Here is a 22,553-nt window from a genome sequence, read left to right on the forward strand (position 1 = left end):
CGGGTACCAAAAAGGCTCACGGGGCGCGGAGCGCCCTCGCGGCGAGATCGGCGGTGGCGCGGACGATCTCCGCGCCACCGAACATCACGTCGTCGTTGTGCCCCGCCCCGGTCAGCACGACGGTCTCGACGGGGCCGAGCGCCGCATCGGCCACGCGTGCGCTCTGGTCCGGTGGGACGACGATGTCGGCCGTGCCGTAGACCACGGTGGTCGGCACATCGATGCGTGCGACGAACTCCGCGACGGGGAATCGATCGCGCAGCAACAGGCGGACCGGCAGAAACGGGTAGTGCCGGGCGCCGACGGACGCGAGGTCGACGAACGGCGACCGGAGCAACAGGCCCGCAGGTGGATGCTCGGTGGCGAGTTCGGTGACGACGCCGGTGCCGAGGCTTTCCCCGAAGTAGAGCAGCCGCTCCGGCGGCACGCGACGCTCGTCGACGAGGTGACGGCGGGCCGCCCGGACGTCGAGTGCCAGCCCGTCCTCGCTGGGGTGACCGGGGTTGCCGCCGTACCCGCGGTAGTCGAAGAGCAGCGTGGCGAAACCGCGGCGGCGAGGTCCGACGCCAGCAGCGCCCGGTCAGCCCTGTTGCCGGCGTTCCCGGCGGCCACGAGGACGGTCATCAGCGGGTCCCTGCTCGCGGGTGGGACGTACCAGGCACCGAGTTCGAGGCCGTCCGACGTGGTCAGCGTGACGTCCTCGGCCCCGGCGATCAGCCGGTCCGCAGGCGGCACCGGGGAGGTGTCTGGGTAGTAGATCAGTCGACGCTGCAACACCCACACGGCGGCGACCAGCAGAGCGACGATTGCGAGCGCAACGATGCCGACGCGGATCATTGCCGAATCGGCGCTCCGGCCCACTCCAGCAACTCGGCGACGGGCAGGGTGTTGATCACGTCCGACGGCTCGACTCCGCGTTCGGCGGCGCGCTCGCAGGCGTAGCCCTGCCACGCGAGGTGACCAGTGGTGTGCGCGTCGGTGTCGATGGAGAACTTGCAACCGCTGTTCAGGGCGAGGTCGATCAGGCGTCCCGGCGGGTCGCGCCGCTCGGGGCGGGAGTTGATCTCGACCGCGGTGCCGTACTCGCGGCACGCCTCGAACACCCGTTCCGCGTCGAACTTCGATTCGGCCCGCGGTCCCCGCGCACCCTCGACGAGCCGGCCGGTGCAGTGCCCGAGGACGTCGACGTGCGGGGACTTCACGGCCTGCAGCATCCGCTTGGTCGTCGTCGCACGGTCGGTGTCCAGGTGCGAGTGCACGCTGGCCACCACGATGTCGAGGTCGGCGAGCAGGTCGTCGTCCTGGTCGAGGGAACCGTCGTCGAGGATGTCGACCTCGATGCCGGTGAGCACGCGGAAGGGCGCGAGTTCCGCGTTCAGTTCGGCGACGACGCTCAGCTGGGAGAGCAGCTGCTCCGACGACAGCCCGTTCGCGACCGTCAGTCGCGGCGAGTGATCGGTGATCGCGCAGTACTCGTGGCCCAGGGCGGCCGCCCGACGCATCATTTCCCGGATCGGGCACCGGCCGTCCGACCAGTCCGAATGGGTGTGCAGGTCGCCGCGGAGCGCGTCGAGCAGTTCCGTCCCGCCGAGTCCGATCGGCTCGGCCGCATTGCGCAGGTACGTCAGGTACAGCGGCACCGACTCGGCGCACTCACGGATGATCGCGGCGGCCTCGGACCCGATGTCGGGTGGCGACACCCACCCGCGCTCCTCCAGATCGGCCAGTTCGTCCTCGTCCGCGTAAGTCAGCACATCGGCCGCCCGCCGGAATGCGGCGGTCCTCTGTGCCTCGTCACGCGAGCGCTCGAGCCAGAACGCAATTTCCCGCAGCGCTTCGACGGGGTCCATCTTTCAATGGTGCACGGCTGCCGGGCTGCTGGCTAGAAGCAATTTCTGCCAGAACTTAGGGTCACCTCGTTGTCCGCACGTTCATGCAACCGTTCCCTTCGTCTCGCTTACGACTTCTACGGTGCCGGAGTTGTCCACATTCGAATCGGGAGCCACGGTGAGTTTGAAACCCCTCGCACTGTTCGTCAATCACGCCGGAGTGTCCTCGCGCGCATCCGTCACCTGTCAGTACAAGTGCGGCAACGCGTGCTCCCACGACGTGCCCAACACCTCGCACGGCGAGTACTTCCGTGACATCGCCCGTACCGCCCTGTCGCGGCGCGGGATGCTGCGCGGGACGGGGATGGCCGTCCTCGCCGTCGGCGCGGGCAGTGCGCTGGTGGCCTGCTCGGACGACTCCGGCGAGGGAAGCGTCTCCGGCACGGGCGGTTCGGACGGCGGCGCGCCCGCCGGAACGAACTTCGACGCCGTCGCCCCCAACACCGAGGACGCCCTCGTCGTCCCCGAAGGGTACGAGCAGGGTGTGGTGATCCGCTGGGGCGACGCGGTGCTGCCCGGGGCTCCCGCGTTCGACTTCGACAACCAGACCGCCCAGGCGCAGGCGCAGCAGTTCGGGTTCAACAACGACTTCGCCGGACTTCTGCCGGTCGAGGGGCAGCCGAACACCTTCCTGCTGGTGGTCAACCACGAGTACACCACCGAGCCGTTCATGTTCAAGGGCTATGACGCCGAGAACCCGTCGCCGGAGCAGTTCCAGACCGCGCTCGCCGCCCACGGGCTGTCCGTGGTGCAGGTGAAGGGCGAATCCGGCTCGGGCACGCTCACTCCCGACTTCGGACCGTACAACCGGCGCATCACGGCGACGACGGAATTCGCCGTCACCGGTCCCGCCGCGGGCAGCGACTTCCTGAAGACGTCCACGGACCCGACGGGCACGAAGGTGCTCGGCACACTGAACAACTGTTCGGGTGGCGTGACCCCGTGGGGCACGGTGCTGTCGGGGGAGGAGAACTTCAACCAGTACTTCGGGAACGCCGAACTGGTCACCGACCCCGTCGTCGCCGCACGGCTGAAGCGGTACGGCGTGGAAGGTGCTGCGTCCGAGCGTAAGTGGGAACGGTTCGACAAGCGTTTCGACCTCGTCCAGGAGCCGAACGAGGTCAACCGCTTCGGGTACGTCGTCGAGGTCGATCCGTGGGGCGCGACGTCCGCACCCGTCAAGCACACGGCACTGGGCCGGTTCAAGCACGAGGCCGCCACCATCCACGTCACCGACGACGGCACGGTGGTGGCGTACAGCGGCGACGACGAGCGCTTCGACTACATGTACAAGTTCGTCTCCAGCCGCAAGATGATGGACGGCAACAGCCAGGCCGCCGTGCGCCAGAACATGACGCTGCTCGACGCAGGCACCCTGTACGTCGCGAAGTTCAGCGGCAACTCGGCGGACGAGATCGACGGGTCGGGCACGCTGCCGTCGAGCGGCACGTTCGACGGCACCGGTGAGTGGATCCCGCTGCTGCGCACCGGTGAGGACGGCCGGGGTGAGTCGCTCGTCGACGGCATGAGCGCCGAAGAGGTGGCAGTGTTCACCCGTCAGGCCGGCGACAAGGTGGGTGCCACCAAGATGGACCGTCCCGAGGACTTCGAACCCAGCCCGACGACCGGCAAGGTGTACGTGGCGCTGACCAACAACACCAAGCGCGGCGTCGACGGCGCCGCGGCGGCCGACGAGGCCAACCCGCGGAACAACAACAAGAACGGCCAGGTCCTCGAACTCACCGACGACCACGCCGGCACCGCGTTCACGTGGAACCTGCTGCTCGTGTGCGGCGACCCGAAGGTGGCCGACACCTACTTCGGCGGCTTCGACAAGGAGAGCGTCAGCCCGATCTCCTGCCCCGACAACCTGGCGTTCGATCCGCACGGCAACCTGTGGATCTCCACCGACGGCAACGCGCTGAAGTCCAACGACGGCCTGTTCAGCGTCGTCCTCGAGGGCCCGAACCGCGGGGAGACCAAGCAGTTTCTGACCGTGCCCAAGGGCGCCGAGACGTGCGGCCCGATCGTCGGCGAGGAGCGGGTCACGGTGTGCGTGCAGCACCCGGGTGAACTGGACGACGCGAGCGCCGACAACCCGGCGTCGCACTGGCCCGACGGCGGGGACTCGCAGCCGCGTCCCGCCGTCGTGGCGGTGTGGAAGTCGGGCGGCCGGATCGGCGTCTGACCCCAGGTGAGTGGCAAAGTGTGCCCCGGCACGCTTTGCCGCTCACATGGCGGGGGTGGGCGGGCGGCCCAGCAGCGCCTCGAACATCACGCCGCCTGCGAGGAACCCGAATCGGTCGTAAAACTCGAACATCGCCGACAACCGCGCGCGACCGTCGTCCGTCAGGTCCCGCCCGTGCCGCGACATCCACTCGTCGACGGACACCTGCTTCACCGACACCGGACCACCCGCCCGGTCGCACAGATCCCGCACGCTGAGGGCCTCCGGACCGCCGAGTTCGTACGTGGCGCCGTGGTGGATGTCCGGGCCTTCCATCAGCACTCGCGCGGCCACCTCGGCGACGTCCGCGAGTGCGACGAACGAGAACGCCGCGTCGGGACTGTAGGGCAGTTCGACGGTCGTCGCCGAGCCCGCCAGCACCGCCCCGAAATTCTCGGCGTACGCGCACGGCTGCAGGACGGTCCACCGGAGCCCGCCGAACGTCCTGAGCTCGTTCTCACACCGCGCCTTGTCGACGTGGTGGGGCATGAGCGGGGTGTAAGGCCAGGCCACGGAGTGGTAGACGAGGTGCTCGACACCCACCGACGCTGCGGCGCCCATCGCGTTCCGCAGCAGCGCGGGCTCGTCGGGGTGCACGTTGGGGGCGATGAAGTACACGCCCCGGCAACCCGACAGCGCCTCTTCCAGTCCCGCACCCGTTTCGAGGTCGACGGCGAAATCGCCGGAACGCCGGGCGGTGTGCACCACCCGGCGTACGTCGGCGAGCCCCTCGAGCGCCGCCACGACGGCGGCTCCGGTCTTCCCCGCGGCGCCGATGACGGCGATCTCGGCACCGCGGGAGAGCGACTCGGTCATCGGATCACCGGTCGATGAAGTCGAACTCGGCGAACTTCGCACCGCCGGAGAGACGTTCGTAGCCGGGACCGCGGTCGAAGAACGGCTCGTCCAGGCCGCGGTCCGCGCGCATCTGCTCGCGCAGCGCGTCGGTGGCGTCGACGTCCGCGACCGGCTCCTCGGTCGACGACGCCAGCACCACACCGTAGTCGACGCGTGCACCCTCCGCGGACACCTTGCCCCACAGCACGTCCCGGACGACTTCCTCGATCGGACGGTCGAGCGGGTCGCCCCAGCCGCCGCCACCGGTGGTGCGGATGCGCACCACTTCGCCGGCCTTGATCGGTTCGGCGTCGGTCAGCGCATCGAACTCGCGCTCGTTCGGGCCGCCCGGGTCGAGGACCACCGAGAAGGGACGTCCGGCCTTGCCGCCCTTGACCCCCCAGCAGGAGAGGATCGAGCGGTCGGCGATGGACATGAAGTTCGCGTCCTTGAGCATCCGGATGTGCTTCTCGTAGCCGAGGCCGCCGCGGTAGCGTCCGGCACCGCCGGAGTCCTTCGCCAGGCCGAGCTTCTCGACGATGAACGGGAACCGGCTCTCGGTGAACTCGGTCGGTAGGTTCCGCGAATCGGGAACGACGTGGATGGTGTCCTCACCGTCCGCGTAGTGCCTGCCACCGGACCCGCCGCCGAGCACCTCCCGCATCAGGTACGAGTGCCCGTCGAAGTCCTCGCCGTACACACCCGTGTAGCGGATGGTCTCCTGGTCGGCGGGCATGTTCCCGTCGACGGCCTTCGCGACGACACCGGCGAGAACGCCGAGCAGACGCAGGATCACGAACGTCCGGGCGTTGGTGGGCGCCGGGAAGATCGGGGTGATCAGCGTGCCCTTCTCCGGGAACTTCATCTCGATCAACGGCACGACACCCTCGTTGACGTCGAGTTCCGCCATCCGCTCGGGACTGTCGGCGAGGTTGCGCAGGATCGGCGCGAGCCACTTGATGAGGAAGTTGCCGTCGGCGTAGTCACCGCAGTGGTTGATGGGCCCCTTGGCCTGCGGTCCGGTGCCGTTGAAGTCGAGGATGAGGCGTTCGCCGCCCTCGTCCTCCGGGCCGGTCTTGGTGAGCGTGATCCGCTGGCGGTGCAGCATGGGCTCGTCGACGCCGTCGTGTTCGGCGTAGTCCTCCCACGTGTACTCGCCCTTCGGGATCTTGCTGAGGATCTCCCGCCGGTACGTTTCGGTGGTCGCGTCCATCATCGCGTCGAAGCAGGCCTCGACGGTGTCGCAGCCGTACCGCTCGAACAGCTCGGTGAGGCGGCGGGCGCCCATGAGGCACGCCGAGCATTCGGCGTCGAGGTCGGCGGCCAGCGCGTCGGGCATCCGCGAGTTGCGGGTCATGATGCGCAGTGCGGCCTCGTTGGGCACACCCTGATCCCACAGCTTGATCGGCGGGACCATCAGGCCCTCCTCGTACACCGTGGTCGCGCCCGAGGGCATCGATCCCGGGCAGCAGCCGCCGATGTCGTCGTGGTGGCCGAACGCCTGCACGAACGCGACGACGGACGGTTCCTCCTCGCCCGGCCGGGTCGCGAACACCGGGACGGTGACGCAGAGGTCGGGGAGGTGGCCGATGCCGCCTTCGGACAGGTAGACGTCGTTGTGGAAGTAGACGTCGCCGGGCTTCATCGTGTCGAGCGGGAAGTCCCGCGCCACCGGATGCACGAGCGCCGAATACGAACGGCCCGTGAGCTTCCGGAGGTTACGGTCGTGAATGCCGGCACGGAAGTCGTGCGCGTCGCGGATCATGGGGGAGCGGGAGGTCCGCGAGATCGACGTCTCGACCTCCATCTCGACGCTGGCGAGGTAGCCGGCGACGATCTCCACCAGCACCGGGTCGGGCGTCTTTCCGTCGACCGGTGTCAGCCGGTAGGGCTTGGCCGCCTGCACTGCAACGGGTTCGGTGGTGACGGTCATCGGTTCGCTCCGTTCGAGTCGGCGATCTTGGTGATGCGGATGTTTCCGAAGGTGTCGATCCGCGCCTGGAAACCGGGGTGCACGGGAATGGTCGAGCTGAATTCCTCGATTACCGCCGGACCCTCGAGGACGTCGCCCGCGCCGAGCCGCGCCCGGTCGTAGACCTGGGTGGTGACCCACTCGTCGAAGTACGCCGGACGCGTGCCGGTCACGGCGGACTCGGCTCCGGCCCCCGCCGCGATCTCGTTCAGCGTCGGGCGCTTGATCGGGCCGATGCCGCTGACGCGCAGGTTGACCCACTCGACGTGCTGGTGCGGGTCGCCGCGGAAGTCGTAGCCGTACAGCTCCTTGTGCGCCTGATGGAACCTGTCCGCGGCGTCGTCCATCAACTCCTGCGTGACGGGACCTTCACCGACCGGCACCCGGACCTCGAAGGCCTGGCCGAGGTAGCGGAGGTCGGCCGAGCGCGCGTACTTGCGCTCCGCCTCGCCGAAGCCCTCGTCGGCGAGTGCGCGTTCCGCCTCGGCGGCGAGCGCGTCCAGCCCCGACTGCAGTTCCTCGATCTTCAACCGGTCGTGCCTGCAGACGTGGGTCTGCACGTAGTCGTTGCGGACGTCGACCGTGAGCAGCCCGAATGCGGACACGTTGCCCGGGTTCAGCGGGACGAGGACGTCCTTGAGCCCGAGGATGTCGACGAGCCGGCAGGCGAGCAGCGAACCGGAGCCGCCGAACGTCACCAAAGTGAAGTCGCGGACGTCGAGGCCGCGCTTGACGGTGACCTGCCGCAGCGCGTTGGCCTGGTTCCACGCCGACACCTCGAGGATGCCGGTGGCGCACGCCTCGAAGTCGAGCTTCAGCTGGTGCGCGAGCTGCTCGACGCCCTTGCGGGCCAGTTCGGTGTCGAGGGGGATCTCGCCGCCGAGCAGGTGGGGTGGGATGCGGCCGAGCAGCACGTGGGCGTCGGTGATCGTGGGCTCGCTGCCGCCCTTGCCGTAGCAGAGCGGGCCGGGGTCGGCGCCCGCCGACTGCGGTCCGACGCGCAGCGTGCCTTCGGGGGTCTGCCAGGCGATGGACCCGCCGCCGGCGCCGACGGTGACGACGTCGATCATCGGGATCTTCGACGGATACGCCCCCACGCGACCCTCGGTGGTCAGCGCGGGCTCACCGCGGACCACGACGGTGACGTCGGTCGACGTTCCGCCGCCGTCGCACGTGAGGACCTGCTCGACACCCGCGACACTCGCGATGAGCGCCGCTCCGAGTGCGCCGGCCGCGGGGCCGGACAACACCGTCGTGATCGGCTGGTGCACGACCTCCTTGGCGGAGAGCACGCCGCCGTTCGACTTCATCACATAGAACGGGATGTCGCGGGCCTCGCCCTCGTCGGACGAGAATTCACGCAGTCGGTTGGCGATGTTGTTCACGTAGTTGCGAATGTTCGGCTTCACGGCCGCGTCGACCAGCGTGGTGATGGACCGCTCGTATTCGCGGTACTCGCGCAGCACCTGGCTGGAGATGCTCACCGTGGCCTCGGGGTATTCCTCGAGCAGAAGATCCCGGACGCGGTTCTCGTGGCTCGGGTCGGCGTAGGAGTGCATGAGGCACACGCCAATGGTGCGGATGCCGCGCTCGGCGAAGAAGCGGGCGGCCTTGCGGACGTCGTCCTCGACGAGGGGGCGGATCTCGCTGCCGTCGAACGCGAGCCGGCCGCCGATGGTGCGGACCCGGTCTGCGGGGACGATGCGGTCGGGCTTGACCCAGAAGTAGGAGTTGCCGTAGCCGTCCGGGACGGACTGCCGGGCGATCTCGAGCACGTGCTCGTAACCCTCGGTCGTGATGAACCCGAGGTTTTCGACCTTGCCTTCGAGGAGCTTGTTGGTGGCGACGGTGGTGCCGTGGCTGACGGCGCCGATCGCGTCGCCGGTCTCGCCGAGCTTGGCGAGCACCTTCTCGATTCCGGTGAGGAATCCCTGCGCCGGGTCGGCAGGCGTCGAGGGTGTCTTGGTGGTGACGACTGCTCCGGACTCCTCGTCCACAGCCACGACGTCGGTGAATGTTCCGCCGGTGTCGATACCGACCCGAATCTTTCTGGATTCCACGATTCCTCCTGGGCTCGTCTCGCGTAAAGCAATTGCACCGCTTTCGCCGCCCGGTTTCTTTGTCACATATCGCCGAACTCACCGGTCCTCGTTCGGCGCTGCCCGCGACCGGATGAACCCGGACAGACGACAGCACCCCGAACCGGACGGTTCGGGGTGCTGTGTGACGAGGTGTTCGCGGCGCTACTTCGAGCAGGTGCCCCGCACGAGGATGCCGCCGACGAGAACACCGGCGAGGGCGATGCCGGCGCCGAGGGCGGCCGACGCGAGAACGGTTGTCGTGGAGGTTCCCTCGGGTACCCGCACCCGCGCGGCGGCTGCCGCGGGAACCGGGGCTGCCGCTGCGACGCCGGCGGCCGCCGGCACCTCGCCCGACGCCGCGACGACCTCGGCCGCAGGGATGCCGTTGGCGATCACGCCGTCGATGCCCTTGAAGAACACCCCGGCCATCTTCTTCGCGACGCCGGTGATCATCCGCTGCCCCACGCCGCCGACCATGCCGCCGACGACGGCGTCCGCGTCGTAGCTGAGCAGGGTGCCGCCGTCACGTTCCTCGAGCCGCACCGTCACATCCGCCTTGACGGTGCCCGGAGCACCCGCACCCGATGCCGTCATCACGAACGACTCGGGCCGATTCTGCTGCGACAGAATCACTTCGCCGTCGTACGTGCCCTTGATGGACGCGACACCCGCGGTGATGGACAACTTGTAGTGGTTGTCGCTGAGCTGCTCGAGGGACTGCACCCCGGGGATGGTCGCCGCGAGGACCCGTCCGTCCTGCAGGTTGTCGTACACGGCCTCCGGTGGGGCCGTCAGTAGGGCGGTGCCGGCGATTCTCATTCGTTCTCCTTGCTCTGTGACGACGCGTGTGCGAGGCGAAGCTCGAACAACTCTGACGGGGATATCGGCATGGACGTGATCGGGATGCCTTCCGCGTCCTCGATCGCTGCCGCGATGACGGCGGACGTCGGGATCACGCCCGCCTCGCCTGCGCCCTTCATCCCCAGGGGATTGAGGCCGGACGGGGTGACGGTGTGGTCCATCTCGAGCGAGTCGGGCATCTCGGTGACGAACGGCATCAGGAAATCCATGTACGACGCGTTGAGCAGCTGGCCGTGCTCGTCGTAGACGATCTTCTCGTACAGTGCGCCGCCGATACCCTGCGCGACGGCGCCCATGACCTGGCCCTCGACGATCCGCGGGTTGATGACGTTGCCGCAGTCGTGGATCACGGCGTACCGCCGCACGTGGATCTCGGCCGTCACCGGATCGGTTTCGACGATCGCCGCGTGCACGCCGGACGCGAACGTCGACGTCGGCGGCGAGTAGTAGCCGGTCGCCTCGAGCCCGGGTTGTTCGCCCTCCCGGACCGGCGGAATCGTCATGTCCGTGTCGGCTTTCGCGAATCCGGTGGCCTGCCTCGACGCGTCGTCGAACGCGTAGCGCAGCGGGTTCGACAGCACGGCGACCACACCCAGCGAGATGGACGTGCCCTCGGCGCCGGGCAGCGTGCCGATCTTGCACACGTGCCCACCGCGCAGTTCCAGTTCGGCGGGATCGAGGTTCAGCGCCTCACCGGCGATCGTGCGGGCCTTCTCCGCCACCATCTGCGCGGCCACGTGGAACGCCGAACCCGACATCACGGCGCCGCGGGACGCGAACGTGCCGACGGCATAGCCGAATCGGCGGGTGTCGCCGGTGACGATCTCCACGTCGGTGACCGGCACGCCGAGGTCGTCCGCGACGATCTGCGCGAACGCCGTCTGGTGGCCCTGACCCTGGGTGGTCAGACCCGTTGCGGCCTTGACCTTCCCGGACGTTTCCACGAGAACGTGTGCGCCCTCGTACGGGCCCGGTCCGGTGCCCTCCACATAGGCGCCGATCCCGATGCCCACGGCCCGGCCTTCGGCCTTCGCCTGCTTCTTGTACTCGGCGAACCCGTCCCAGTCGATCAGTTTCTTCAGCTTGTCGATCCCGGCCTGGTAGTCGCCGGTGTCGTAGATCAGCGGGCGGCCGTCCTGGAACGTGAGGTGGAAGTCGTACGGCATCTCCTCGGGCCGGATGAAGTTGTGCTCACGAACCTCGATGACGTCCTTGCCGAGATACTTCGCGATCGCGTCCATCGCCCGTTCCATCGCGAACACGGCCTGCGGACGGCCGGCGCCGCGGTAGGGCGTCACGATGACGGTGTTCGTGTACAGCGAGTACGCGTCCACCCGGAACGACTTCGGCTTGTACGGCCCGAGCACCTGCGTCGACGTGTTCAGCATGACGATGATGCCGTACGGCAGGTAGGCGCCGTTGTCGTGCCAGAACGTGAAGTCGAAAGCGAGGAGTGTGCCGTCGTCGTCGAATCCGACCGTCACCTCCTGGATCTGGCCGCGCTCGTGTGCGCTCGACACGAAGTGCTCGCGCCGGTCCTCGACCCATTTGACCTCGCTCGAGATGCCCGCCGTCCCGAGCCGCCGCGCGGCCCAGGTGACCATGACCTCCTCCGGCCACGGGTGGACGATTTTGACGCCGAAACCGCCGCCGACGTCGGGTGCGATGCAGTGGACCTTGTTGTGCGCCATCTTCAGTCGTGCCGCGATCGCGGCGCGGGCCGACGTCGACGTCTGCGTGGACGTCCAGAACGTGAGCGCCTGCTCGTCGGTGTCCCAGCGAGCGTAGACGCCCTTGCCCTCCATCGGCATCGACGCCGACCGCTCGATCTCGAGGTTCAGGGTCAGCCGGTGCGGTGCGTTCGCCAGTTCCGCGTCCACGTCGCCGAATCCGTGCTGCAGGTGCGCCGCCACGTTGTCGGGGACGTCCGCGTGAACGGCGTTGCCCGCCTGCCGCGCCACGTCGACGCCCACGACCGGTGGGAGCATCTCGTACGTGACGTCGATCTTGGCGCACGCGTCCTCGGCGATGTACCGGTTGTCGGCGACCACCATCGCGATCGCCTCGCCGACGTGGTTCACCTCGTCCTTGGCGAGCGGATACCCGTTGCGCGGTGCGGTGATCGCCGGATGCGGGATGAGGAGGGGCAGGTTCTCCGCCATCTCCGGGGAGTCGTCCGCGAGGTCCTCGTACGTGTAGATCGCGTGCACACCGGGCAGATCGAGCGCGGCATCGATGTCGATCCCCGTGATCCGGGCATGCGCGTGCGGTGACCGGACGAACGCGGCGATGAGCGCGTTGTGGCCCAGATCGTCGAGGTAGCGGCCGTTGCCGGACAGGAGCCGGGCGTCCTCAGTGCGGGGAATCGGCTTGCCGAACAACTTCTCCGACGCGGCGGGCGCGTCGGCTCCCTTGGTGGGCGCGGGCTCGGTGCGGGGTTTCGTGACGCTCATGCTCGCCCTGCCCTTCCACCGACCGGGTTGGTCGTGCCGCGGACCTTCGGGTCGAGTGAGGCCCGCGACGACTCGTCGTCCGCGCCGAGCGGGAACTCGCCCGAACGCTCGCGCTTGATCTCCGCGGCGCGCAGCACGGCTGCCCTGATGTTCTGGTATCCGGTGCACCGGCAGAGGTTGCCCGCGATCGCGTCGGTGGCCTCCTCGCGGGTGGGCGAATCGTTCTCCTCGAGGAACGCGGCGATGGTGGTGACGAAGCCTGGCGTGCAGAAGCCGCACTGCAGGCCGTGGCAGTCGATGAACGCCTGCTGCACCGGATGCAGGGTGCCGTCGGGTTCGACGAGACCCTCGACGGTGGTGATCTCCCGGCCCTCGAGGCTCGCGGCGAGCACCAGGCACGACCGCACGGGTTTGCCGTCGAGCAGCACGGTGCACGCGCCGCAGACCCCGTGCTCGCAACCGACGTGTGTCCCCGTCTGGCGCAGATGGTGCCGGATCGCGTCGGACGCGAGCGTGCGCGACGGCAGCACCACCGTCTGCGTCACCGCGTTGAGCGTGAACGTCACCGCGACGTGCTGTTCGCCCGTCTCCTCCTGCAGTTCGGCGAGCTGCTCGTCGATGCTGCGTGTTGCCTTTGCCATGGTCACCTTCCTCCCGCCGACGCGTGCACGGCGGCACCGTCGAGCACTGCATCCTGCGCGGCCGCGAACCCGACCCGGGCGGTCAGCGCCGCCACCAGCTGTGACCGGTACCGCGCCGTGGCATGGATGTCGGGTTCGGTATCGATCCGTTCCCGCGCGAACTCGGACAGATTCCGCCACAACGGGTCCCGGTCGTCCGTCGCGGACGCACCCCGTAGCACGTCCGTGTAGTCGACGACCTCACCGAGCTCGCCGGCCGACACGTACGTCATCCGGACCTCTGCGACCGCACCGTCCTCGACCCGCACCTGCGCCGCGACCCCGACGAGTGCGTAGTCGCCGTGCCTGCGGGCGATCTCGTCGATCGCCGTTCCGACACCGGGCTCGGCGGCCGGGACGGCGACGCTCGTGGCGATCTCGTCCGCCTCGAGCGTCGTTTCGAGCGGTCCGGCGAACAGGTCGGTCGAGCGGATCTCCCGGACCCCGCGCACGGAACGCACGGTGACCGAGCCACCGAGCAGCGCGAGCACGGCCGGCATCTCGGCGGACGGGTCGGCGTGGACGATGGATCCGACCGTCGTGCCGCGGTTGCGGATGGTCGGGTGTGCGACGAGACGCAGCCCGCGGCCGATCAGGGGTTGCACCTGGGCGGCGCCGCGGTCGGCTTCGAGCACCGAGTGGGTGGTCAGTGCGTCGAACGTGACACCGAGATCGCGTGACGACGACACCGCGTCCAGCCGGGGGATCGATCCGATGTCGACGAGGTGCGCCGGCGCGGCCAGCCGCATCGAGAGCAACGGGATCAGCGACTGCCCGCCCGCGAGCACCTTTCCCTCGTGAGCCACGTCCGCGAGGATCTGACAGGCCTCGTCGATCGACCGAGGTCGGTGATAAGTCAGTGGCGACGGTTTCATTCCTCAGATCCTGCCCGTATCGTACGCTCGACGTTTCGTGAACTAGTGACAAAACTCACGTCCCCCCGATGGCAGATCACGTGAGCTGACCGACCCGATCGGGGACCGTTCCATCGTCCGCGGTCGGCTTCGGGTGGTGACGGCCGGTGCCGGCGTCGTCGGCATCCTTCGGGGCGATGACGCGGCACAGGTGGTACATCCCGATCACCACGATCGTGCCGAGCGCGATGCCGCTGAGGGAGAAGCTGTCCGTGAACGTCAGCTCCGTGTCACCGATCGCGATGATCAGGCCGGCGGCGATGGGCATCAGGTTGAGCGGATTGCCGAAGTCGACGCCGTTCTCCTTCCAGATCTTCGCGCCGAGCAGGCCGATGATCCCGTAGAGCACCACGGTGATTCCGCCGAGCACCCCGCCGGGGGTCGCGGAGATGACGGCGCCGAACTTGGGAGAGAAGCCCAGCAGCATCGCGATGACACCTGCCGCGGCGTACGCGGCCGTCGAGTACACCTTCGTCGCGGCCATGACGCCGATGTTCTCGGCGTACGTCGTCGTGGGGGATCCGCCGAGGCTGGTCGCGATGGTGGTGGCCAGGCCGTCCCCGATCAGGGCGCGTCCCATCATCGGGTCGAGGTCGGTCTTGGTGATCTCGGCGACGGCCTTGACGTGTCCGGCGTTCTCCGCGATCAGGGCGATCACACCGGGCAGCACGAGGACGATGAACGTGAGACTGAACGACGGCGCGTGGATGCCCACGATGCCGTTCGCCTCGTCGGAGAACGGCGGAAGCCCGATCCACGAGGCGGAGGACACTCCGTCCCAGTTGACGCGGAAGTGCTCGGTGACCCCGCCTGCGACCGGGTCGTACGACGTGATCATGCCGGTCGTCAGGTCGAGCACCCACGACAGCGCGTATCCGAAGAGCAGCGTCAGGAAGATCGCGACCCTTCCGAGGAATCCTCGGAGCGCGACGCTCGCCACCACCAGCACGACCATCACCGTCAACGCGACCCACTGGTCCTGCGGCCAGTACGTCCCGGCCACGACCGGGGCCAGGTTGAACCCGATCAGCATGACGACGGCGCCGGTGACCACGGGCGGCAGGATCTTGAACACCACCCCGCCGCCGAGGAAGTGGATCAGCACGCCGATCCCGGCGAGCACGAGACCCGACACCAGGATCGCCCCCGTCACCTGCGCGGAGGTGCCGCCCTGGGCGCGGATGGCGGCGATGCCGCCGACGAACGCGGCCGACGTCCCCAGATAACTGGGAATCCGGCCCTTGACGACGAGCAGGAAGAAGAGGGTGCAGAACCCCGACAACATCACGGCCAGTTGAGGATTGAGACCCATGATGATCGGGAAGACGAACGTGGCCCCGAACATCGAGACCACGTGCTGCCCGCCGAGCCCGATCGTGCGACCCCAGCTCAGCCGTTCGCTCGGGGCGACGACCTCCCCGGGCGCGATGGTCTTGCCATCTCCGTGCAGTGTCCAGATAGGCATAGGGGGACCTTTCAGACAGGTGACGGTGCAGGGGTGCCGGCGGCCAGCTTCGATGATGTGCCGCATGTCACAGTTGCACCTCGATAGGAGGGCAACGTTATTACAGCGTCAGCCACCCGGCGTGAGAAGAATCTGCCAGTGCGTGCCCGGCGAAATTGGCAACTTTAGGAATTGATGCCGCGCATCGCCATGATCTTGAGGGCGAGAGACAGGTCGAGGCGCAATTCGGGGTGGTCCGTGAACGACCCGAGCATCTTCTCCAGCTTCACCACCCGGTACCGCAGGGTGTTGTAGTGAAAGTGCAGTTGACGTGCGGTTTCGGCGATGTTGATGTTGGTGGCGAGCAGCACCTCGAGGGTGCGGCGCATGTCCTGCGCCTCGGCTGTGTCCGCGGTCAGTTCGCGGAGGGTCTCGTTGGCGAACGACTCGAGTTCGCGGTCGTCCTCGACGAGGCTCAGCAGTCGGTAGACGCCGAGGTCGTCGAAATGTGTCACCGCCCAGGCGCCGGTGATCTGCCGCCCCACCTTCAGCGCGGTCCGGGCCTGGCCGTAGAGGGCGGGAATGCCGTCCACCGAGTCCGTCGGCCGGGACACGCCCACCCCGAACGCCCGGCGACCACCGCCGCCGGCGCCGCGCACGTTGGCGACGAGTTCGTGGACGAGGTTCATCGTGTCGGTGCCGACACCCATCAGGATCACCGTCTCCGACGCCAGTGCGGTGACCGCGGCGCCGGTGTCACGGCCCGCGACGGCACTCGTGAATGCCCGCGCCTGTCGCTCGACGAGAGGCATCCGAGTGGGCACCGACGGCTCGTCCTCACCGACCGGATCGGGTTCGATCACCACGACGACCACGGGACGGTCCAGGTCCCAGCCGAACGTCTTGGCGTGCGCGACGACGTGCTCGTGTTCGCCGCCGCGGCCGAGCAGCAGGTCCCGGACGAAGTTCGCGCGATGCTTCTCCTCCACCGAGGAGACCACCAGTTCGCGGGCGACCACCAGGGCGCACACCGCCGCCGCCTGCTCGACGAGATACAGGTCTTCGCTGCGCAGCGCATGCCCGGTGCTGAAGTGCACCAGCCGCCCGTGATCGATGCCGTTGGCCGAAATCGATGAGACCGCGATGAACTCGTCGCCCAGCCGGTGCAGGCCGAGCCCGCCCTCCGTCGAATCGGTGCGAACCCGCCCGGTGGAGTCGAGCGCCGCACTCGACGCCAGCCGGCTCAGCTCGGACTCGTCCCCGGCCCGGCACAACTGACGGCCGTCGGGTGTCGTGATCAGCACGGCACCGCCCAGTTCACGGGCGACGGCGACGGACAGCTCGGCGAACCCTCCGCCGGCCATCACGACGTCGACGAGCACTCTCCGCAACCGGTCCGCCTCGAACACGGCGTCGACCTGCCGGGCCGACAGCTCCGCCAGAGCACCCGCCAGCGGGTGTGCCTGCGAGTACAGGTCCGCGACCACGACGACGGGAAGCCCGAGTTCGTCGGCCGCATCGGACATCTCGGCCGGCAGCGCCGCGGTGGGGTCGTCGAGGCGGACGGCGAGCCCGGAGACGCCTCGCCTGTCGAGCCGGGCGAGAAACACGTCGATCGGCTCGACCAGCCGGCCGAGAACCGCGGACGTGGTGATCAGCAACTGTCCGGTCCGGAGCCACGGTCCGATGTCCGGCACCGCCATCACGGCGACGTTCGACACCTCTCGCGAGGTGCCGGTCTCGCCGGCGACCAGGGTCGGGGAGACGAGGAGATCGGACACCAGCACGTCGGCGAACGATTGCGGCGCAATGCCCGGACCAGGCCCGTTGCCGGTGTCGGCGGCTGCGCGGAACCCGGGAGCGGAACTACCGGCATCCCTCGTCGTCACTGCAACACCCTGCTCACCTGATCCGACACTCGCCCCGGATGGCGCGAAACTGTGACCTTAAGTCGCGACCCGAATACCCGTCAAACGGTGTTCACGCGGTGCACTCGAGCGGCCGGCCGGTCCCGGCCGGCGCGTCACGGTGAATCGGACCGCTCAGCTGCTGGAGCTCGAGCCCCGTCGTGCCCCGGGTCGTCTTCATCATCTCGGCGAGGATCGACACCGCGGTCTCCTCGGGGGTGCGGGCGCCGAGGTCGAGGCCGATCGGGGAATGCAGCCGCACCAGCTCCGCCGCGGTCGTCCCCCGTTCGCGCAGCAGCGCGACCCGGCGGTCGTGCGTGGCCCGGCTGCCCATTGCGCCGATGTACGCCGCGCCCGAACGCAGGGCGAGCTCCAGCAGCGGGATGTCGAATTTCTCGTCGTGGGTGAGTACCGCGAGGACCGTCCGGTGGTCGACCGCCGCGGTCTCGAGGAATCGGTGCGGCCACATCACGACGACGTCGTCGGCGTCCGGGAACCGGGCACGCGTCGCGAACACGGCGCGGGCGTCGATCACCGTGACGTGGTAGCCGGCGAACGCGCCCAGCGTGCACATGGCCGCGGCGAAGTCGATGGCTCCGAAGATGTACATCCGCGGTGGCGGCGCGAAGATCTCGACCATGCACACCGTCTCGGACTGCAGCTGATACACCAGCGACTCACCGGCTTGGAGGCGACGGCGGACGCTCTCGACATCGGTCTCGGGCAGGTCGAGGTCGCCGACGGGTCCGTCCCCGGTGATCACGCAGCGCCGGGTCCGGGCTCCGTCGCAGGTCTCCGTCACGACGGCGATCGACTCACCGCCGCGGATGCGTCGCGCGACGTCCGCGAAGTCCGGGAAGTCGTTGTGCCCGATGCGCTGAACGAACACCTCGATGGTGCCACCGCACGTCAGACCGACACCGATCGCGTCGTCGTCCGCCACGCAGAACACTTCCGTCCGGCTCCGCCCGTCGGCCAGCACGTCCCGCGCCGTCTCGTACAGCGCACTCTCGACGCACCCACCGGACACACTTCCGAGCACCTCACCGGATTCCGACACGGCCATCGCCGCGCCCGGTGCCCGCGGAGACGACTTCCAGGTGCGCACCACCGTGGCGAGGGCGAAGTTCTCGCCACGGTCGAACCACGCTTCCAGGCCCGTCAGGATGTCGCGCATCGTCTCGTACTCCTCGGGTGCTTCGTCGGGAACCTCACGCTAACCGGCGACGACCGGCCGTCGCGGCACACAATGCGCCGAAATCCCCAGCGGCCGCTTGTGCATTGTCGCCATCGCTATCGATCGACGCGTCCGCAATTCTCGGACGGTCCCCCTTCCTTCACAGAGAACCGAGGATCCACCATGAATCAGTTGCTCAGCGGGATCCGGGTCCTCGACCTCACGCGGGCCCTCGCCGGTCCGCTGTGCACGGCACTGCTGTCCGATTTCGGCGCCGACATCATCAAGGTCGAGACCCGTTCCGGTGGCGACAGTTCCCGGCAGTGGCCGCCGTTCGACGGCAGCGACAGCCTGTACTTCGCCTCCGTCAACCGTGGCAAACGTTCCGTCGCTCTCGACATGCGCAGCGAGCAGGGCCGGAAACTGCTGCGCCGCATTGCCGTCGACGTGGACGTCATCGTGGAGAACTTCCGTCCCGGCGTCCTCGCGGACATGGGGCTCGACCAGGAGTCGCTCGCAGAGGACAACCCCGGAGTGATCGTCATGAGCGTCAGCGGTTTCGGCCCGACCGGACCCGAACAGTTCTCGCCGGGACTCGATCAGGTGGCGCAGGGCATGTCGGGTCTGATGTCGGTGACCGGCGCCGGCGACCACACGCCGATGCGCGTCGGCATCCCGATCATCGACACGGTGTCCGGTATCTATGCGGCGCTGGGCATCACGGCCGCACTCGTGTCCCGCGGCCGCGACGGCGCCGGTCATCACGTGCAGACGTCCCTGCTCGAATCCGCCCTGTCGATCATGTCGTTCCAGGCGCAGAACTACCTGAGCACCGGACGCGTCGCGGAGCCGAACGGAAACACGCACCCGACGATCACGCCGTACGGCACGTTCGACACCGCCGATTTTCCCATCATCATCGCGACCGGTTCGGACCGGCACTGGGTGTCGCTGTGCGAGGTTCTCGGGGATCCCGACCTCGCCGACCGGCCCGAATACCGCACCGGCCAATCACGACTCGCGCACCGGGATCGGCTCACCAAGGAACTTCTCGAACTGCTGTCCGTGCGGTCGGCCGCCGAATGGGTGACGTCGATTCGCGCGGCGGGCATCCCGTGCGGTCCCGTCCACACGATCGATCAGGCCTTCGCCGACCCGCAGGTGCAGGCGCTGAAGATGGTGCAGCCGGTGACCACCCCCGACGGCGGTGAAGTGCCGCTGGTCCGGGGTCCGTTCTGGGTGGACGACGAGACCCTGCCGATCCGGAATGCGCCGCCGATGGTACTGGGGCAGGACACGGCCGAGGTGCTCGGTGAATTCGGGCTGAGCGACGAAGACATCGAGGGCCTGCGGCGAGACCGGGTGATCTGACACCCGCGTCGGCCGTGGTCGCCTCACAACCGGGCGGCCACGGCCAACGCCACGTGCTCGCACCACGGCCGCGCCACGATCTGCACGCCGATCGGCAACCCGGACCGGGTGATTCCCACCGGAACGACGACGGACGGCAGACCCGTCACGCTGATCGCGCGACAACTCGCCAGAGCCTGCGCCCACGTGAGCGACTGCCCACCGACGTCGAAGACTTCTTCGCCGAGCGGCGGCGCCGGGATCGAGGCGACGGGAAGGACGAGCACGTCACCCATCTCGCCGAGCAGCCGGTGCACGAGTTCCGATCGCTGCGCCCACAGCCGCTCGACCAGGCGCCGATCCACGTCCCGCGCGTCGGCGAGCATCGTAGTGATGTTCGTCCCGAATCCGGTGCCGAGTTCTTCGATGTCGGTGTGGGTTTCGACCGAACGCAACCTTCCGAACAGGTCGTTCCCCTCCGACAGCGCCGCACCCCGGTACGGTCGGGCACCGAGCCGGCCGGCGGCACCGGCGACGGCCGCGAAAATCTCCCTGTCGACCGGGACGGTCCCCTCACCGGGCGCCCACGTGATGTCGAGACGCGAGAGGTCTACCGAACCCGGGTCGGTCCAGTTGTACTGCCGGGACGAGAGCACCCGCAGCACGAGGGCCGCGTCGTCGAGGGTCCGCGCCATCGGACCGATCGTCTGCAGCGTGCCGTGCATGGTCGCCGGGTTGGTCAACAGGTGATCGCCCGACGGAACGCCCGGATACTGTCCGTCGGGGTCCACCCGGCCGATCGTCGGGCGCACGGACCGCAGTCCCGTGCAGTGGGCGGGCCAGCGGACCGAGCCGCCGAAGTCGGTGCCGAGACCGACGACACTCATCCCGGACGCGACCGCCGCCGCCTCGCCGCCGCTCGAACCGCCGGGGGAGCGGGGAACGCCGTCGGGCCGGAGCGGGTTCACGGTGTACCCGAACAGGTCGTTGTGTGTGAGGCCGCTGGCCCCGAACTCCGGGGTGTTCGTCTTCCCGACGAGAATCGCGCCGGCCGCCCGCATCGCGGCCACCGCGGGCGCGTCGACGCGCGGCACGTTGTGCTCGAGTGCGCGCGATCCCGCCGTCGTCCGGACACCCGCGGTCGCGATCAGGTCCTTCACCGTGAACGGGACTCCGGCCAGCGGCCCGACGTCCTCCCCTCGGCCGATCCGGGTGTCGAGGTCGTCGGCGGCCCGGATCGCCTGGTCCTCGGCGACGGTGACGACGGCGTTCAGCTCCGGGTTGCGGGCCTTGATGTGCGCCAGGTGGTCGTCGAGCACCTGGCTCGCGGACACCTCCCGGCTCGTCACGGCGCGGGCGATCGCGTGCGCGTCCGAGCCGACCCAGCTTCCGTCGTTACCCCACACATGTCCTCCTCGGCTCGTGCTCAGGGATCGACGCTAGACATCCCCGCACCCGCCGCACACGGCCAGTGTGCACAGGAATGAGCGCCCCGGGCTGTGAAGAGTTGATACTTCGCCGCGCTACAGGCTCTGGGAGGATCAGGTGATGCTCTCGCCCTGGGTTCGCCTCGCTGCCGCGCTGTTCGCGGTCAGCTGGGGTGCCAACCAGTTCGCCCCGATGCAGCTCGTCTACCGCGAACATCTCGGCCTCGGAAACGGCTCGTTCACCGCGATGCTCGCGTCGTACGTCGTCGGGCTCGTACCCGCCCTGCTGTACTTCGGGCGCGTGTCCGACCGCTTCGGCAGGCGCGCCGTGATCCGCCCGATGATCCCCGTCGGCATCGTCTCCTCGCTCGTCCTCATCGCGGGCGCCGCCGTCCCCGACCTGCTCTACCTGGGCCGGGTGCTGGCCGGACTCGCGTCCGGCATGGCGTTCGGCGCCGGAACCGCCTGGATGAAGGAACTCAGCTCCACCGCGCCGGCCGGGGCGGGTGCACGCCGCGCCGCCGTGTCACTGTCCGCGGGATTCGGCTGCGGAGCCCTGTTCGCCGGCGTGATCGCGCAGTGGCTTCCCGCCCCCGAACTGCTCCCGTACCTGGTGCACATCGCGATGATGATCGGCGCACTGGCGCTGGTGTGGACGGTGCCCGACGCACGGGTCCGGGCGACGGACCTCACCGCCAAACCCCTGTCGGCGCTGGCAGCACCGCAGTTCCGGTGGGGCATCACGCCCTGGGCGCCGTGGGTGTTCGGTGTGGCGACCGTGTCGTTCGCGACCCTTCCGCCGCTCGTCTCCGAGTCGCTGCGCTCCGCGTCCGTGGCATTCACCGGGCTCGTCGCGGCGCTGACCCTGATCACCGGGGCGGTGATCCAGCCGTGGGCCACACGGTGGTCGCAGCAGGACGACGCCGCCGCCGGAATCCGGGTCGGCATCACCCTCGGGGTGCTGGGCTTCGGCGCCGCGACCGTGGCCGCATACACGGACGGTGCGCTGTCCGTCGCCGCGATCGTCGTCGCGGCCTTCCTCCTCGGATCCTGCTACGGCATCCTGCTCGGTTCCGGTCTCGCGTCCGTCGAAAAGCTGGCGCCGGCCGACGAACTCGCGCAGACCGTGGCGGTGTTCTACTGCCTTATCTACATCGGCTTCGCCGTCCCGTTCGTCATCTCACTCCTCGCGCCGCACGTCGGCTACGCCACCTGCTTCGTGGGGGCGGCACTGCTGATGCTGCTGTCCGTGGCAGTGGGCCGGAGGGTGAAGGACCGGCACCTCACCCACACGTGAGCGGCGAAGCGTGCCAGGGCACGCTTCGCCGCTCACC

General features: G+C 68.8%; 15 protein-coding genes and 1 pseudogene. 3 read left to right on the top strand and 13 right to left on the bottom strand.

Going from position 1 to position 22,553, the window contains the following annotated elements; translation table 11 throughout:
* Nucleotides 1-16 precede the first annotated feature (16 nt).
* Both ACFVJ3_RS06425 and ACFVJ3_RS06430 read right to left on the bottom strand, forming a co-directional pair.
* Nucleotides 17-837, bottom strand: a pseudogene (locus ACFVJ3_RS06425) (alpha/beta hydrolase).
* Complete coding sequence (locus tag ACFVJ3_RS06430) at nucleotides 834-1,850, bottom strand: PHP domain-containing protein (protein ID WP_378451272.1); 1,017 nt, start codon at nucleotides 1,848-1,850, stop codon at nucleotides 834-836. The pseudogene ACFVJ3_RS06425 and the gene ACFVJ3_RS06430 overlap by 4 nt, the downstream one beginning before the upstream one ends.
* Before the next feature lie 157 nt (nucleotides 1,851-2,007).
* Between ACFVJ3_RS06430 and ACFVJ3_RS06435 the strand changes: the two genes are divergently transcribed.
* On the top strand, nucleotides 2,008-4,077 hold the full coding sequence (locus ACFVJ3_RS06435; protein WP_378451273.1) for a PhoX family protein: 2,070 nt from the start codon (nucleotides 2,008-2,010) through the stop codon (nucleotides 4,075-4,077).
* Nucleotides 4,078-4,119: 42 nt separating this feature from the next.
* Here ACFVJ3_RS06435 and ACFVJ3_RS06440 read toward each other — a convergent pair whose 3' ends face one another.
* From ACFVJ3_RS06440 to ACFVJ3_RS06485, 10 genes are all read right to left on the bottom strand, one after another.
* Nucleotides 4,120-4,932, bottom strand: coding sequence for an NmrA family NAD(P)-binding protein (locus tag ACFVJ3_RS06440; protein ID WP_378451274.1), 813 nt, complete (start codon nucleotides 4,930-4,932; stop codon nucleotides 4,120-4,122).
* A gap of 4 nt (nucleotides 4,933-4,936) precedes the next feature.
* The gene (locus ACFVJ3_RS06445) at nucleotides 4,937-6,886 is read right to left on the bottom strand and encodes a hydantoinase B/oxoprolinase family protein (RefSeq protein ID WP_378451275.1); all 1,950 of its coding nucleotides are present in this window, start codon (nucleotides 6,884-6,886) and stop codon (nucleotides 4,937-4,939) included.
* Nucleotides 6,883-8,985, bottom strand: coding sequence for a hydantoinase/oxoprolinase family protein (locus ACFVJ3_RS06450; protein WP_378451276.1), 2,103 nt, complete (start codon nucleotides 8,983-8,985; stop codon nucleotides 6,883-6,885). The genes ACFVJ3_RS06445 and ACFVJ3_RS06450 overlap by 4 nt, the downstream gene beginning before the upstream one ends.
* Nucleotides 8,986-9,168: 183 nt before the next feature.
* Nucleotides 9,169-9,825, bottom strand: coding sequence for a carbon monoxide dehydrogenase subunit G (locus tag ACFVJ3_RS06455; RefSeq protein ID WP_378451277.1), 657 nt, complete (start codon nucleotides 9,823-9,825; stop codon nucleotides 9,169-9,171).
* A complete protein-coding gene (gene cutA, locus ACFVJ3_RS06460; RefSeq protein WP_378451278.1) occupies nucleotides 9,822-12,320 on the bottom strand; it encodes an aerobic carbon-monoxide dehydrogenase large subunit in 2,499 nt (832 codons plus the stop codon). Before cutA ends, ACFVJ3_RS06455 begins: the two co-directional genes overlap by 4 nt.
* A complete protein-coding gene (locus ACFVJ3_RS06465) occupies nucleotides 12,317-12,961 on the bottom strand; it encodes a (2Fe-2S)-binding protein (RefSeq protein ID WP_378451279.1) in 645 nt (214 codons plus the stop codon). Before ACFVJ3_RS06465 ends, cutA begins: the two co-directional genes overlap by 4 nt.
* Nucleotides 12,962-12,963: 2 nt before the next feature.
* Nucleotides 12,964-13,875: an FAD binding domain-containing protein gene (locus ACFVJ3_RS06470; protein WP_378451280.1), complete on the bottom strand. Its 912-nt coding sequence runs from the start codon at nucleotides 13,873-13,875 to the stop codon at nucleotides 12,964-12,966.
* Nucleotides 13,876-13,951: 76 nt separating this feature from the next.
* Nucleotides 13,952-15,379: a uracil-xanthine permease family protein gene (locus tag ACFVJ3_RS06475; RefSeq protein WP_378451281.1), complete on the bottom strand. Its 1,428-nt coding sequence runs from the start codon at nucleotides 15,377-15,379 to the stop codon at nucleotides 13,952-13,954.
* A 164-nt stretch (nucleotides 15,380-15,543) separates the two neighbouring features.
* Nucleotides 15,544-17,247 (bottom strand): PucR family transcriptional regulator, encoded by a 1,704-nt coding sequence (locus ACFVJ3_RS06480; RefSeq protein ID WP_378451282.1) that lies wholly within the window; start codon nucleotides 17,245-17,247, stop codon nucleotides 15,544-15,546.
* Nucleotides 17,248-17,338: 91 nt separating this feature from the next.
* A complete protein-coding gene (locus ACFVJ3_RS06485) occupies nucleotides 17,339-18,442 on the bottom strand; it encodes an XdhC family protein (protein WP_378451283.1) in 1,104 nt (367 codons plus the stop codon).
* Nucleotides 18,443-18,625: 183 nt separating this feature from the next.
* Between ACFVJ3_RS06485 and ACFVJ3_RS06490 the strand changes: the two genes are divergently transcribed.
* Complete coding sequence (locus ACFVJ3_RS06490) at nucleotides 18,626-19,813, top strand: CaiB/BaiF CoA transferase family protein (RefSeq protein ID WP_378451284.1); 1,188 nt, start codon at nucleotides 18,626-18,628, stop codon at nucleotides 19,811-19,813.
* A gap of 23 nt (nucleotides 19,814-19,836) precedes the next feature.
* Here ACFVJ3_RS06490 and ACFVJ3_RS06495 read toward each other — a convergent pair whose 3' ends face one another.
* The gene (locus ACFVJ3_RS06495) at nucleotides 19,837-21,198 is read right to left on the bottom strand and encodes an amidase (protein WP_378451285.1); all 1,362 of its coding nucleotides are present in this window, start codon (nucleotides 21,196-21,198) and stop codon (nucleotides 19,837-19,839) included.
* A gap of 142 nt (nucleotides 21,199-21,340) precedes the next feature.
* Between ACFVJ3_RS06495 and ACFVJ3_RS06500 the strand changes: the two genes are divergently transcribed.
* Nucleotides 21,341-22,516 carry an MFS transporter gene (locus tag ACFVJ3_RS06500; protein WP_378451286.1) on the top strand — a complete coding sequence of 392 codons (1,176 nt, stop codon included), beginning with the start codon at nucleotides 21,341-21,343 and terminating at the stop codon, nucleotides 22,514-22,516.
* Nucleotides 22,517-22,553 lie beyond the last annotated feature (37 nt).

This window comes from Rhodococcus sp. NPDC127593, assembly GCF_042671975.1.
Lineage (GTDB): Bacteria > Actinomycetota > Actinomycetes > Mycobacteriales > Mycobacteriaceae > Rhodococcus_F.